The sequence below is a fragment of the Streptomyces sp. NPDC102279 genome, assembly GCF_044766365.1.
Classification (GTDB): Bacteria; Actinomycetota; Actinomycetes; order Streptomycetales; family Streptomycetaceae; genus Streptomyces.
Genome location: NZ_JBIWLU010000004.1, coordinates 24,561 through 38,059, shown reverse-complemented (window position 1 = coordinate 38,059; position 13,499 = coordinate 24,561). Strand labels below are relative to the sequence as shown.

The 13,499-nt window shown below is 70.5% G+C and carries 11 protein-coding genes and 1 riboswitch; of the genes, 8 read left to right on the top strand and 3 right to left on the bottom strand.

Annotated features, from left to right (window positions below):
* Nucleotides 1-398: 398 nt before the first annotated feature.
* Both ACIRQH_RS09980 and ACIRQH_RS09975 read left to right on the top strand, forming a co-directional pair.
* On the top strand, nucleotides 399-866 hold the full coding sequence (locus tag ACIRQH_RS09980; RefSeq protein WP_404225083.1) for an SAM-dependent methyltransferase: 468 nt from the start codon (nucleotides 399-401) through the stop codon (nucleotides 864-866).
* Nucleotides 867-1,065: 199 nt separating this feature from the next.
* A complete protein-coding gene (locus ACIRQH_RS09975; protein WP_404225081.1) occupies nucleotides 1,066-3,711 on the top strand; it encodes an alpha-L-rhamnosidase C-terminal domain-containing protein in 2,646 nt (881 codons plus the stop codon).
* A 131-nt stretch (nucleotides 3,712-3,842) separates the two neighbouring features.
* On the opposite strand, the gene ACIRQH_RS09970 is transcribed toward ACIRQH_RS09975, so the two are convergent.
* Nucleotides 3,843-4,262 (bottom strand): ATP-binding protein, encoded by a 420-nt coding sequence (locus ACIRQH_RS09970; RefSeq protein ID WP_388872152.1) that lies wholly within the window; start codon nucleotides 4,260-4,262, stop codon nucleotides 3,843-3,845.
* A gap of 337 nt (nucleotides 4,263-4,599) precedes the next feature.
* On the opposite strand from ACIRQH_RS09970, the gene ACIRQH_RS09965 reads away from it, so the two are divergent.
* Nucleotides 4,600-5,349 (top strand): hypothetical protein, encoded by a 750-nt coding sequence (locus ACIRQH_RS09965; protein WP_388872154.1) that lies wholly within the window; start codon nucleotides 4,600-4,602, stop codon nucleotides 5,347-5,349.
* A 148-nt stretch (nucleotides 5,350-5,497) separates the two neighbouring features.
* On the opposite strand, the gene ACIRQH_RS09960 is transcribed toward ACIRQH_RS09965, so the two are convergent.
* Nucleotides 5,498-5,989 (bottom strand): FBP domain-containing protein, encoded by a 492-nt coding sequence (locus ACIRQH_RS09960; protein WP_388872156.1) that lies wholly within the window; start codon nucleotides 5,987-5,989, stop codon nucleotides 5,498-5,500.
* Nucleotides 5,990-6,060: 71 nt separating this feature from the next.
* On the opposite strand from ACIRQH_RS09960, the gene ACIRQH_RS09955 reads away from it, so the two are divergent.
* The 3 genes from ACIRQH_RS09955 to metE all read left to right on the top strand — a co-directional run bounded on the left by ACIRQH_RS09955 (nucleotide 6,061) and on the right by metE (nucleotide 10,757).
* Nucleotides 6,061-6,630: a TetR/AcrR family transcriptional regulator gene (locus ACIRQH_RS09955; protein ID WP_388872159.1), complete on the top strand. Its 570-nt coding sequence runs from the start codon at nucleotides 6,061-6,063 to the stop codon at nucleotides 6,628-6,630.
* Between the two features lie 91 nt (nucleotides 6,631-6,721).
* Nucleotides 6,722-7,906: a GDSL-type esterase/lipase family protein gene (locus ACIRQH_RS09950; protein WP_404225078.1), complete on the top strand. Its 1,185-nt coding sequence runs from the start codon at nucleotides 6,722-6,724 to the stop codon at nucleotides 7,904-7,906.
* 151 nt (nucleotides 7,907-8,057) lie between these two features.
* Nucleotides 8,058-8,277: riboswitch (cobalamin riboswitch) on the top strand.
* A gap of 161 nt (nucleotides 8,278-8,438) precedes the next feature.
* Nucleotides 8,439-10,757 (top strand): 5-methyltetrahydropteroyltriglutamate--homocysteine S-methyltransferase, encoded by a 2,319-nt coding sequence (metE, locus tag ACIRQH_RS09945; protein ID WP_404225076.1) that lies wholly within the window; start codon nucleotides 8,439-8,441, stop codon nucleotides 10,755-10,757.
* Nucleotides 10,758-10,894: 137 nt separating this feature from the next.
* Here metE and ACIRQH_RS09940 read toward each other — a convergent pair whose 3' ends face one another.
* Nucleotides 10,895-11,674 (bottom strand): hypothetical protein, encoded by a 780-nt coding sequence (locus ACIRQH_RS09940; protein ID WP_404225074.1) that lies wholly within the window; start codon nucleotides 11,672-11,674, stop codon nucleotides 10,895-10,897.
* A gap of 296 nt (nucleotides 11,675-11,970) precedes the next feature.
* On the opposite strand from ACIRQH_RS09940, the gene ACIRQH_RS09935 reads away from it, so the two are divergent.
* Together ACIRQH_RS09935 and ACIRQH_RS09930 are read left to right on the top strand one after the other, a co-directional pair.
* Nucleotides 11,971-12,837: an oxidoreductase gene (locus ACIRQH_RS09935; protein ID WP_404225072.1), complete on the top strand. Its 867-nt coding sequence runs from the start codon at nucleotides 11,971-11,973 to the stop codon at nucleotides 12,835-12,837.
* The gene (locus ACIRQH_RS09930) at nucleotides 12,834-13,421 is read left to right on the top strand and encodes a hypothetical protein (RefSeq protein WP_388872174.1); all 588 of its coding nucleotides are present in this window, start codon (nucleotides 12,834-12,836) and stop codon (nucleotides 13,419-13,421) included. Before ACIRQH_RS09935 ends, ACIRQH_RS09930 begins: the two co-directional genes overlap by 4 nt.
* The last annotated feature ends 78 nt before the right edge of the window (nucleotides 13,422-13,499 follow it).

The window sequence follows — 13,499 nt, the reverse complement described above, 5'->3', positions numbered from 1 at the left end:
CGCGCCCGTCACGATTGTGGCGGCACCGACCGCGCCCGAGAGCGCGATGAATTGACGCCGGGGCAGAGTGTGCGCGTTCTTTTCCTCATTCATGCTTGATCTCCGATGGTGACGACCGCGACGGATGTGCCGACCCTGAACGAGGGTGGGCGGTTTCACCCGTTTTCGACCCTCGCCGATCCGGTCACAGGGTAGGCAGCGGCGGGCCGGATACCCGGCAACCGAACGGGTGAGCGTCATGCGTTCCGCCATTGGGAGCTCACCCCCGTCCGGCTTGGAGGAAGGTGGGCACAGCGGCGAGGGCGTGACAGTCGGGCGACCGATCAGCCGACCCCGGGGCACGCCGGTACCGATCATCTCCCCACCGGCCCCGGCGCGTTGGCGCTAGCCTCTGGGCCATGCCGAGCTTCGAGATCACGCCCATTGGCACGATCCGGAACGACCGGACGGACGTCCGACACACGGACAACTGGGGTGCCGTCCGCAGCACCATCACCCTCGACGAACGCTTCGGCGAGGCATGCCTGCAGGGCCTGGAGGGCTTCTCCCACGTGGAGGTCCTCTTCGTCTTCGACCAGCTCCCGGAACTCGACGACTACCGCGAACCCCGCCCCTACCGCGGCCGCTCCGACCTCCCGCCCGTCGGCGTCTTCGCCGGCCGCGGCCCCCGCAGACCGAACCGCATCGGGGTGACCTGCTGCGTCATCGAGTCCGTCCGGGCCCGCGAACTCACGGTGGTGGGCCTCGACGCGGTGTCGGGCACCCCGGTCATCGACCTGAAGCCGACGATGACGGAGTTCCGCCCACCGCGCACCCATCAGCCGGAATGGGTCAGCAGCCTGATGTCGGAGTACTTCAAGCCGTAGGCGGGATCCGGGAGTGCGGCCCAAAGACCCGACTACGTCCCGGCGGTGCGCACCGACTCGGCCCACCCCTCGGGCCTCACTCCACCCACAGCCCGCGAACATCCCCCTTGCACAACACCTGTACGCCGCCCACCTCCTGGGATAACGTCGCCTCGCCCGCCACGATTGAATCGTTTCAGTCAATGAGGAATGAGGCGCTATGTCGTCGAACAGCACTCCAGACAGCACCCCGGGGACCGGTCCCTCCCGGCGGGCGGTCGTCGTTGCCGGGGCCGGCGCCCTGGCCGTGACGACCGCCGGGGTCCCGTTCGCGGGGGCCGCGTCCGCCGCCGGGAGAACGGGCGGTCCCGGTACGCCGTCAGGGTCCGTACCCCGCGCGGGAAAGGGCTGGCAGCACTACGTGCAGGCCCCGGCCTCCCGGACCGTGCAGCCCGTACGGGTCCTCGCCTCCACCGGTGACGTGACCGGCACCGAGGGCCTGTTGAAGCCGGGCGGTGCGAGGACCGTCCTGCGGCGGCCCCAGCCCTCCCCCGCCCCGCGCTGGCCCGAGGGCACCGTGGCCGAGGCCTCGTCGGCACATGCGGGGAACAACGGCAACGACGGGCAGCCGCGCACCTACGACGCCAAGAACGCGATCGACGGCGATCCGGGGACCTTCTGGAACGACGACACGCTCGGCGCGTTCCCGGACACCCTCACCATCACGGTGGCCGCGGCACGGGAGATGTCCGGCATCACGCTGATCTCCAACAGTGACGGCGTTCCGACCGGCTTCACGGTCGACGCCTGGAAGGACGACGTCTGGCAGACCGTCGCCACGGTGAAAGACAACGATGTCATCCAGCGGGCGGTGCCGTTCGCGTCCAACGTGACGACCACCCGGATCCGCATCACCGTCACGGGCGTCCAGGACACCTCGAAAGGCGCCTTCACCCGGGTCAACGAGGTGTGGCCGGAGCCCGTCGCCCCGGTGGCGGCGCCCAGCGTCACGGTGGACTTCGGAAAGGTCGTCGTGGGGTTCCCGCGGGTCAGGTTCACCTCCGCGTCGGACAACTCACCCGGTGTGCGGCTCGCGTTCTCCGAGACGAAGCAGTTCCTGACCGACCGTTCCGACTTCACCCGCTCCGACCAGTCCGGCGGGGCCGGCCAGGGGACGGACCAGTTCGCCGTGCCGGCCAAGGGCGCCGACTGGACAGACCACAAGGGGTTCCAGTCCGACGGCAAGGTCTACGCCGACGGTCTGCACGGCTTCCGATACCTCAAGATCACCCTCGACGCGCTGCCCGGTGACGCACCCGTCGCACAGTCGTGGGGAACCGTCGAGATCGACTCCGTCAGCCTCGACTTCACCGCGTACCTCGGCACCCCGAGCACGTACCGCGGCTGGTTCCTCTGCTCCGACGACGACCTCAACCGGTACTGGTACGGCGCGTCGTACACCAACGAGCTGGTCACGGACACCTTTCGCCAGGACGACGTCGATCCGCGCAACGCCTGGAGCCCTTCGCTCGAAGGCAAGCTCGTGCTGCACGACGGGCCGAAGCGTGACCGGGACCCGTACGTCGGTGACCTGGCCGTGTCGGCTCGGACCCTGTATCTGACCCACGACGACGCGGCCGCCGCAGCACGCAACGTCCTGGCCGACCTCGCCGAGCATCAGCGGGCCGACGGATGGATCCCGCCGGCCTCCATCTCGAACTACGCCCTGCCCCTGTTCGACTATCCGTTGTGGTGGGTGACGTGCAGCTGGGACTACGTCCTCTACACGGGAGACCGCTCCTACGCGAGCCGCTACTACTCGAACCTGCTCAAGGTGCTCGACACCTGGTACCCGAGTGTCACCGACAGTGCGGGACTTCTCAGCAAGGGGCTCAACAACACCGGCGGGTACGGGGACTACGCCTTCCTGGACCGCACCGGTCGCATCACCTACTACAACGCCAACTACGTCCAGGCTCTCAACGACGCGTCACAGATGGCACGTTGGCTCGGTCATGACGCGGACGCGCAGCGCTGGGAACGGCGCGCAGGTGAGGTGAAGGACGCCGTCAACGCGCACCTGTGGGACGAGGACGCCGGCGCCTACCTCGACTCCGCGACCGGTGCGGTGCGGCACGCGCAGGACGGCAACTCGATCGCGATCACGGCGGGCGTCGCCGACGCCGAGCGCGCCGCCTCGGCCCTCGCCCACCTGGACGCCACCACACAACGGCCGTACGGCAACGCGTTCATGGACAACGACACCATCTTCGGCGACGCCTCGCAGCGCGTGTACGCGTTCACCTCGTACCCCGAGATCGTGGCGCGCTTCGAGAGCGGCCGGGCGGAGTCGGCGGTCGACCAGATCCGGCGTACGTACGGCTGGATGGACAGCCACGACCCCGGCATCACCAACTGGGAGGGGATCGGTCCGGGCGGATCGCTGTACGAGGGCGCCTACACGAGCATGGCGCACGGCTGGTCCACCGGCGTCCTGCCCGCCCTGACCCACCAACTGCTCGGCGCCCGCCCGACCTCCCCCGGTTACGCCACCTGGGAGGTACGCCCCCAGCCCGCCGGCATCAGCTGGGCACAGGGCCAACTACCCACACCACACGGGCCGTTGCAGGTCAGCTGGGAGGCGACACACACGGCGTTCGAGCTGACCGTCCATGTGCCCGGCGGCACCCACGGAGCGCTCACCTTCCCGATGGACGCTCACGACGTGACGGTACGAGCGGGCCGGCGCACCCTCTGGGACGGCCACAGGCAGTCGGACCGTACGGTCCAGGTCGCCGACAACCGGGTCACCGTCTCCGGCCTCGGAGCGGGCACCCACAGCTTCACGGTCGCACGGCGCACGTGAGAGCGGGCCGGTGGGGGACCGACGACGAGTCGGTCCCCCACCGGGCGGATCCATGTGTTCGCGTCGCTCCGGCCGGCCTGTTCACACCGACGCTTCGAGCGGGCTCCCCTCCAGGCAGGGGGGGTGAGCACTCATCCGTTGTCGCCCTGATGGTGCGCGCTCTTGGGGCGGAAGCAGGCCGTCACCGTCTTCCCGTGGCGTTGGCACTTCATGCCCCAGTCGTCCGCGAGCATCTGCACGATGCCCACCCCCCGGCCGGAGACCGCGCCGGGTTCCGGATCGCGCTGGCGGGGCAGGGTCGGGTCCTCGTCGTGGACGCTCACATGCAGGCACTCCCCGTCCCAGGTCAGGACGAGAGCCGCGTCGCTGCGCGCGTGGATGTGTGCGTTGGTGAGGAGTTCGGACACCGTCAGGACGACGGAGTCGACCGTGTCGGGTTCCTGGGCCGTCCAGGGCAGGGACTCCAGGTGCCTGCGGGTCCACTGCCGTCCGGCCCTCACGCCGCCGGAGACCGGGAACGAGTGCGCCCAGCCCATCGCCTTGACCGCCATTGACTGTCCTCGCTTCCGGTTTCTTCATCCGTACCGTGCCGTGGAGGTTCGGGTACCCGAAAGACGCCCACACACTCGGGCAGGGGCGGCGGTGGCCTCCGGATCAGCTGCGAGGAAGTCAATCCCGCGCCACAAGTCACCCTCTCTTGGGGGCCAACCATCGCGCGACGGGAACAACAGGTGTCCCCTGTCCGTACTATCGGTAGGCCGGGACACGACGCAGCAAGTGCGGCTGCACGCCCCGGCCCTCCAGCGCGGTCGACAGGACGCGCCTCGCCCTCCGGTCGTTTCATGGTGTGTTCATGTGGCGGCCGTGCACCGACGAAAGGTCCTCACCATGCCCGAGACCACATCCTCCACCGAACTGACATCGCAGTACACCGCCCAGGTCATCGGTGACCTGGACCGCAACACCAAGGAGCAGGAGCGCATCGACGCGGAGATCGACGCTCTCCAGGAGCAGTTGAACGCGCTGCGCCACGACCACGCCGTCCTGACGAGCCTCCACCAGGCCCTCGGTGTCACGGACAAGGCTGTCGCCACCAAGCCGGTTCAGCCCGTGGCGCCGTCCGTGCCCCAGCAGAAGTCCGCGGGCAAGGCGACCAAGGCGGCGAGCCCGGCCAAGGCGGCCAAGGCCACGAAGGCCGCTGACGCCAAGGGCACGCGGTCGCGGGCCAAGACGGCCGGCGGGGCGAAGGATGTCGTGTCCAAGGCGGTCGCCACCAAGGCGTCCGACGCGAAGACCGGGGATGCCAAGGCCTCCGGCAGCAAGGCCCCTGCGGCCAAGAAGCCCGCGGTCAAGGCCGTCTCGGGTCAGCCCACCCTCGTCGAGCTGATCCGCGGCTACCTCACCGCTCAGGGTGAGCCCCGTTCGGCCGCGGAGGTTTCCACGGCACTGGGCAAGACCCATCCCGACCGCCGCATCCAGACGAACGTCGTGCGCACCACCCTGGAGAACCTCGTGGCGAAGAGCCACGCCCACCGTGCCAAGCAGGGTGCGTCCGTCTTCTACACGGCGACCGACGGCCACAAGTCGGCGGCGACCGCGCCGAGCACCGAGCAGCCGGTGGAGGCCAGCGCCGGCTGACCGTCCGACACCAGGTGCCCGGTCCGCGAGGAACGGGGAACCGTTCCGCCTCGCCGCGCCCGGACGGGTGCGGAGTCGCGCCTCAGCTCTCCGTCTCCCCGCCTCCGGCGCCCTCCTGATCGGCGGTCCGAGGGCAGCAGGGCCTCGCTCATGCCGTCACCTTGGCGATGAACGCCGCGAGGTTCGCCACGGTGCGCTGGATCTTCTCTTCCAGGGTCAGCGACTCGTGCATGCGTCCGCCGACTCCCGCGTCCCGCTTGCCGCGCACATACAGCGAGCAGGCGAGGTCGCTGCAGATGTAGGCGCCGACCGAGTTGCCCTGCTGCCCCGGCCTGCCCGCCTTGGGCGCGACCATCAGTGACACCCCTCCCGTGTGGGTGGTGACACACATCGAGCACATGCTGCGGCGCATGTGCCCTGAGGCCTGGGCGGGGCAGCGCAGGACCAGTGCTCGGAGGCGGCCGTCGAACTCGGCCACGATGTAGGCGCGTTCAGGTGACTGGGGGTCGCGCCAGCCGAGGTAGTCGAGGTCTTCCCAGGGCCGGTCGGCCAGGTCGCGGGGGACGGAGAGGCGCTTCGCCTCGCCCTTCGTGCAGTTCACGAACGCGGCACGGATCTCTTGCTCGGTCAACGACTTCATGACACCTACGCTAATTTGCCTAAACCTATTAGGCAAATGCATAATCAGTTCTGCCAGAAGAGAGGATCGCTATGGTTCGCGCAGGACTGACCACGGAACGTCTGACGAGGGCGGGAGCCGAGCTGGCCGACGAGGTCGGCTTCGACCAGGTGACGGTCTCGGCGCTGGCCAGGCAGTTCGACGTCAAGGTCGCGAGTCTCTACTCGCATGTGAAGAGCTCACACGACCTCAAGACGCGGATCGCCCTGCTCGCCCTCGACGAACTCGCCGACCGGGGTGCGACAGCACTCGCCGGACGGGCCGGCAAGGACGCGCTGACCGCCTTCGCGAACGTCTACCGCGACTACGCGCGGGAGCACCCCGGCCGCTATGCCGCGGCGCAGCTCCGGCTCGACCCGGAGACGGCCGCCGCCAGCGCGGGCGTCCGGCACGCCCAGATGACTCGGGCGATCCTGCGGGGCTACGACCTGGTGGAACCCGACCAGACCCATGCGGTCCGCATGCTGGGCAGCGTGTTCCACGGCTATGTGAGTCTGGAGATGGCCGGCGGGTTCAGTCACAGTGCCCCGGACTCGCAGGAGAGCTGGTCACGCGTCCTGGACGCCCTGGACTCCCTGCTGCGGAACTGGCCCGCGACCTGACCGACGCGGTCGTACCGGCGAGGCCCACAGCCGTCGACGCCCCGCAGCCTGCGCACCGTACGCCTTCCCCGAACGACAGGCCGAGATCATCATGCAGAGCGAGCACGCCCGGATCACCACACCCATCACCGCCGACCTGGTGCGGGGCGCCATCGAGCTGCAGCGCACCGCCCTCGGTGTACTGCCCCACCGGCTCCCCGCACGGGCGCGTGCCCAGTGCGCCGACGGTCAGCTGGCCATGGCGGAGGCCCAGCCCTCGGGCGTACGGCTGGTCTTCAGCACGCGCGCCACGACCGTCGAGCTGGACACCCTGCCGACCAAGCGGGTCTACGTGGGCGCCCCGCCGCGGCCCGACGGGCTGTACGACCTCGTGGTCGACGGGCACCTTCTGGGCCGGTCGGCCGCTCCCGGCGGCAACACCCTCACCCTCGACATGACCACGGGATCGGCGACGACCACGCCCGGCCCGGTCGGCACCGTCCGTTTCACGGATCTGCCCACCGGGACGAAGGACGTCGAGATCTGGCTGCCGCACAACGAGAGCGCGGAACTCGTGGCCCTGCGCACCGACGCCCCCGTGGAGCCCGCACCGGACCGGGGCCGCAAGGTGTGGCTGCACCACGGCAGTTCGATCAGTCAGGGCTCCGACGCGGCGAGTCCCAGCACCACCTGGCCCGCGCTGGCCGCCTCGCTGGCCGGGGTGGAGCTGATCAACCTGGGACTGGCCGGCAGCGCTCTGCTGGACCCGTTCACCGCCCGCACCCTGCGCGACACCCCCGCCGACCTCATCAGCGTCAAGCTGGGCATCAACGTCGTCAACACCGACCTGATGCGGCTGCGGGCCTTCACTCCCGCCGTGCACGGCTTCCTGGACACCGTCCGCGAAGGTCATCCCACCGCACCGCTGCTCGTCGTCTCCCCGATCCTGTGCCCCATCCACGAGGACACTCCCGGCCCGAGCCTCCCGGACCTCGCGGCGCTCAGCAGCGGACGCCTGCGGTTCCGCGCCGCCGGCGACCCGGCCGAGCGCGCGAGCGGGAAACTGACGCTCACGATCATCCGTGCCGAACTCGCCGGGATCGTGGAACAGCGGGCCGCCGAGGACCCGAACCTGTACTACCTCGACGGGCGGGAGCTGTACGGGCAGACGGACGCCGCCGAGCTGCCGCTGCCCGACGCGCTCCACCCGGACGCCGCGACCCACCGGCGTATCGGCGAACGGTTCGCGAAGCTCGCCTTCGGCGGCACCCGGGGCTTCCCCGGCCCCTCCGCCTGAAGCCGGCGCCCGACGAGGGAATCCGGCCGCGTGTCACCCGGGCCGTCGGCCGCCCTCCGTGTGCCGGGTGACGTGCGCCGATACACGCCCGGACCTCTCGAACGACGGTCCGGGATGTGGGCGTTGTCCCCAGCACGGTGCTCGTCCGCATAGGCTGACGTCCGCAGCTGGTTCGCCCCGTCCGCCAGACGGGATGCGTCGTAAGAGGGAACCCGGTGAGAATCCGGGACTGCCCCGCAGCGGTGAGCGGGAACGACCGCCGTCATACGCACTGGGCCCGGCCGGGTCTGGGAAGCGACGGCCAGTAGGTGACCTCCGTCCGGAGGGCGTGCCCGCGAGTCCGAAGACCTGCCCGCTGCCCGTGCGCGACCCATCGCGCGCGGACATCCCGGTGACCTCGTGGGCGGGTCGGCGTACATACCTGGCAGGACCTCCGCGCTCCGGCGCGCCACCTCCTCCCGCCCGGTGCGTCACCCTTCGCGCTCACGTGTCCCATCGGGATCCAAGGAGACATCTCGCGAAGGAGATTTCCGTGACAGCCAAGACCGCAGCCGCGGCAGCACGGGCCACCGTGTACGGCTACCCCCGCCAGGGTCCGAACCGGGAACTGAAGAAGGCGATCGAGGGCTACTGGAAGGGCCGCGTCAGCGCCGACGCCCTCCGCGCCACCGCCGCCGAACTGCGCAGGTCCACCTGGCGGCAGCTGGCCGAGGCCGGCATCGACGACGTGCCGACCGGCGATTTCTCGTACTACGACCACGTCCTTGACACCAGCGTCATGGTCGGCGCCGTCCCCGAGCGCCACCGGGACGCCGTCGCCGCCGACGCCCTCGACGGCTTCTTCGCCATGGCCCGCGGTACCCAGGACGTGGCGCCGCTGGAGATGACCAAGTGGTTCGACACGAACTACCACTATCTCGTCCCCGAGTTGGGCCCGGACACCGTCTTCACCGCCGACTCCTCCAAGCAGGTCGCCGAACTCAAGGAGGCCCTGGCGCTCGGCCTGTCGGCCCGTCCGGTCCTGGTCGGCCCCGTCACCTATCTCCTCCTGGCCAAGCCCGCCCCCGGTGTGTCCGCGGACTTCGACCCGCTGACCCTCCTCGACCGGCTGCTGCCGGTCTACACCGAGGTGCTCGCCGACCTGCGCGCCGCGGGTGCCCAGTGGGTCCAGCTCGACGAACCGGCTCTCGTCCAGGACCGCACGAACGCCGAACTGAACGCCGCCGAGCGCGCCTACCGCGTCCTCGGCACTCCCACCGACCGTCCCAAGCTGCTCGTCGCGTCGTACTTCGACCGGCTCGGGGAGGCTCTGCCCGTTCTCGCCAAGGCCCCGGTGGACGGACTCGCCCTCGACTTCACCGACGCGGCCGCCGCCAACCTGGACGCGCTCGCGGCCGTCGGCGGTCTGCAGGGCAAACGGCTCGTCGCCGGTGTCGTCGACGGCCGCAACATCTGGGCCAACGACCTGGAGAAGTCCCTCGCCACACTGGGCACCCTGCTGGGTCTGGCCGGTCAGGTCGACGTGTCCGCGTCCTGCTCGCTGCTGCACGTGCCGCTGGACGCCGCCGTCGAGCGCGACATCGAACCGCAGGTCCTGCGCTGGCTCGCCTTCGCCCGCCAGAAGACCGCCGAGATCGTGACGCTCGCCAAGGGGCTGTCGCACGGCACGGACACCATCACCGGCGAACTCGCCGCCAACCGGGCCGATCTCGCCGCCCGGTCGGGCTCGGCGCTCACCCATGACCCGGCCGTGCGCGCCCGCGCCACCGCCGTGACCGACAGCGACGCCCGCCGCTCGCGGCCCTACGCCGAGCGGGCCGCCGCCCAGCGCGCCCACCTCGGCCTCCCGCTGCTGCCGACCACCACGATCGGCTCCTTCCCGCAGACCGCCGAACTGCGTGCCGCACGGGCCGACCTGCGTGCCGGACGCACCGACGTCGCCGGGTACGAGCAGCGCATCAGGACAGAGATCGGGGAGGTAATCGCCTTCCAGGAGAAGGCCGGTCTCGACGTCCTCGTGCACGGCGAGCCCGAACGCAACGACATGGTCCAGTACTTCGCCGAGCAGCTCACCGGCTACCTCGCCACGCGGCACGGCTGGGTCCAGTCGTACGGCACCCGGTACGTGCGTCCGCCGGTCCTGGCCGGCGACATCTCCCGGCCGGAGCCGATGACGGTGCGCTGGACGACGTACGCCCAGTCCCTCACCGACCGGCCCGTCAAGGGCATGCTGACCGGGCCGGTCACCATGCTCGCCTGGTCCTTCGTCCGCGACGACCAGCCGCTCGGCGACACCGCCCGGCAGGTCGCTCTCGCCCTGCGCGACGAGGTGAACGACCTGGAGGCGGCCGGTACTTCGGTGATCCAGGTCGACGAGCCCGCGCTGCGCGAGACCCTCCCGCTGCGCGTGGCCGACCGTCCCGCGTACCTGCGCTGGGCGACCGAGGCGTTCCGCCTCACCACCGCGGGTGTCCGGCCGGACACCCAGATCCACACCCACATGTGCTATGCCGAGTTCGGGGACATCGTCCAGGCGATCGACGATCTCGACGCCGACGTGATCAGCCTGGAGGCCGCACGCTCCCATATGCAGGTGGCCGGCGAACTCGCCGAGCACGGCTATCCACGCGAGGCCGGTCCGGGTGTCTACGACATCCACTCGCCGCGCGTGCCGAGCGCGGACGAGGCATCCGCCTTGCTGCGCAAGGGACTTGAGGCCATCCCGGCCGAGCGCCTGTGGGTCAACCCCGACTGCGGCCTGAAGACCCGCGGCTGGCCCGAGACCCGCGCCTCCCTGGAGAACCTGGTCAGCGCGGCCCGCACGGTCCGCGCGGAGCTGTCCGGGTCCTGACCCGCGAGGAACGCCGGCTGAGAGGCGCCCTTCAGGGCCTCTCAGCCGGCAACCGTAAACGCGCCCAGACGCAGGGGCCTTGGGCTTCGCCCACGACATCGGCCCCGGGGCGCGGGGTTTGTAACGGCCGTCAAAGCTCAGCCGGCCGAAGCGCTCTGAGTCGCCTCGCGTGCTTCGGTGAGGGCTCGCTGCCTGAGGTTGCCGCCGAACAACTGGATCGCGGTGGCGGCCAGGATGTCATCCCTGCCGATGGTCCGCCCGTCCCCCTTGCGGGCGGACAGGGCCCGGAAGGAATCCTTGGGGAGCGCGGGTGAGGCCGGTTCGCCCGACATCATGGGGATGACCGTACCGAAACGCTTGGCCCCGCCCTCGCGGACGACCATGGCCGCGTCCCGGGCGAGGTCCGTCAGGAACACGCTCGCGATTCCGTCCAGGTCGCGGACCATCGCCGGCACGGCCGTCGCCCCCTGGCCCCGCAACAGCTTCTTGACCCCTGCCTCGAACCTGTGGGCGCCGGCCACAGCACTCGGTTTGCGCGACCTGCTGCGCTTACGAGAAGGCACGATGACGCCCTCGGCGTCGTACAGGACACCGGTCAGGCCTTGAAACGTCGGGCTGTGGTCGTACCACTTGGCCGCCACCTCCAGCTCGACGTTCCGGTCGATGGCCGAGAGGAGGTCCCCGGGAATCAGCTTCTTCCGGGCCTCCTCCGCCGCGGCCCTCCTCGCGCCGTCGATGATCTCCGTCAGCACTGTCCGCGTCACCGACGCGGCGGCCCACGCGGCCGGCCGAGAGACGTGCATCGGGGTCACGTCGCTGAACACCGCTTTGACGAGGGAAGGCTTGAACGGCGAGACATCCGTGACCCAGGCGGTCTCGGGACCGCCGCGCTCACGGCGTGCGGGCTGTGCCGTCATCGGAGGGAACGCCCCCTGCTGTCGGAGTTGTCGGAGGTCCACACTTCACCACGCGGACCCGCTCCCTTCCCCATCCTCCGTCGAAGCGGCACCCGGTCAAGGGTCTGACGGGCACGTCCCGACGGCCGGGCCGATGATCGCTGTACGGGCGGCCACGGCCGCACGACCCTTGGCAAGGATCGACGGACCAAGCCCTGAGGTCCTCACAACCGGCCCTCCATGAAGCCCCGTTCACGCTCCCACCGATTCCCCGTCGCGAAGATCGCACCTGGGCCCGGCGTACTAGGGTGACGATCGTGACGACGGAACGATGGGCACTGGGCGGCGACCTGAACGTCGCACGCATCGGCTACGGCACGATGAAACTGACCGGCTGGCCGCGGGGCGACCGGCCGGACCGGGAGACCGCGCTCGGCGTGCTGCGCCGCGCCGTGGAGCGCGGAGTGAACCACCTCGACACCTCGCACTACTACGCCCGGGACGGGGTGTCGGCCAACGAGCTGATCCGGGAGGCGCTTCACCCGTACCCGGACGATCTGGTGATCGTGACCAAGGTGGGCGCGCTGGTCGAGGGGTCCGACATCGCGCTGCCCGCCGACCGGAAGACCGGCCTCACCCCCGACAACCTGCGACGCGGGGTCGAGGCCAACCTCCGCTCGCTGGGCGTGGACCGGCTGGACGTGGTGAACCTGCGGCTGGGCGACGTCGACCGGCCCGAGTTCTCCTTGGCGGAGCCCCTGGAAGCTCTCCTCGCGTTGCGCGACGAGGGCCTGATCCGGCACCTCGGCGTCTCCAACGTCACGCTGGAGGAGTTCGACACGGCGCGCGCGATCGCTCCGATCGCTTGCGTCCAGAACCTCTACAACCTGTCCCGGCGGGACGACGAACCCCTCGTCGACGCCTGCGCGGAGGCCGGCATCGCGTACGTGCCCTTCTTCCCGGTCGGCGGCTTCCAGCCGGTCACCGCCGAGCGGCTGGACGCCGTCGCCGCCCGTCACGGCGCGACCGTCCCGCAGGTCGCCCTCGCCTGGCTGCTCGCCCGGTCGCCGAACATCCTCCTCATCCCCGGCACCGGCTCGCCGGCCCACCTGGAGGAGAACATCGACGCGGGCACGCTGAAGCTGACCGCCGAGGACCTCGCGGACCTGGAGGTCGGCCGATGAGCGGTGGCAGAGCGACGCTCGAACATACGGCGGCACCGAACCCGGAGGAGATACCGGACGACGGCGCCAGAGGCACGCGGCGCTGGCCGGTGGTCACGGGCATCGCGGTCGTCGTCCTCGCCCTGATCGCGGGCGGGATCGTGTGGCTGTTCCAGGACGAGTTGTTCAAGCCGTTCGGGGACGCACGGGCCTGTGAGGGCAGCACGACCGAGCTGCCGAAGGTGATCTCGGCCGGAGGCGTCCCCCTTCCCGCCGACGCCTCGGACGTCCACTACGCCACCCGCGAAGGCACCGCGCAGGTCTCCTTCCTGAGCGACCGGATGCCGGACTACCTGTACCGCGCGGGACTCCTGCCGAAGGACGCGAAGCCGTTCGACGAGCGGTACGGCAGCGCGTACGCGCTCGCGGCGGACGAGGCCGAACTCCCCAAGGGGCTCTGCGGCCCGGCCCTCAAGGGTCCCGCCTGGAGCTACGTCACCAGGGGCCCGGGTTCTGGAGCGAACGTCCTGGTCGAGCGGTCCCCCGTCGCCTCCGACCTGTTCCGCTCACCGGCCCGGGTAGTCGTCACGTTCGACATCCGCTGAGCCGGTCTCCGGGGCGGCTTCGTCCGACCGGGGGACCTCGCACATCCCCCGGACGCCGTCGTGACCGGAGGAGGCAAG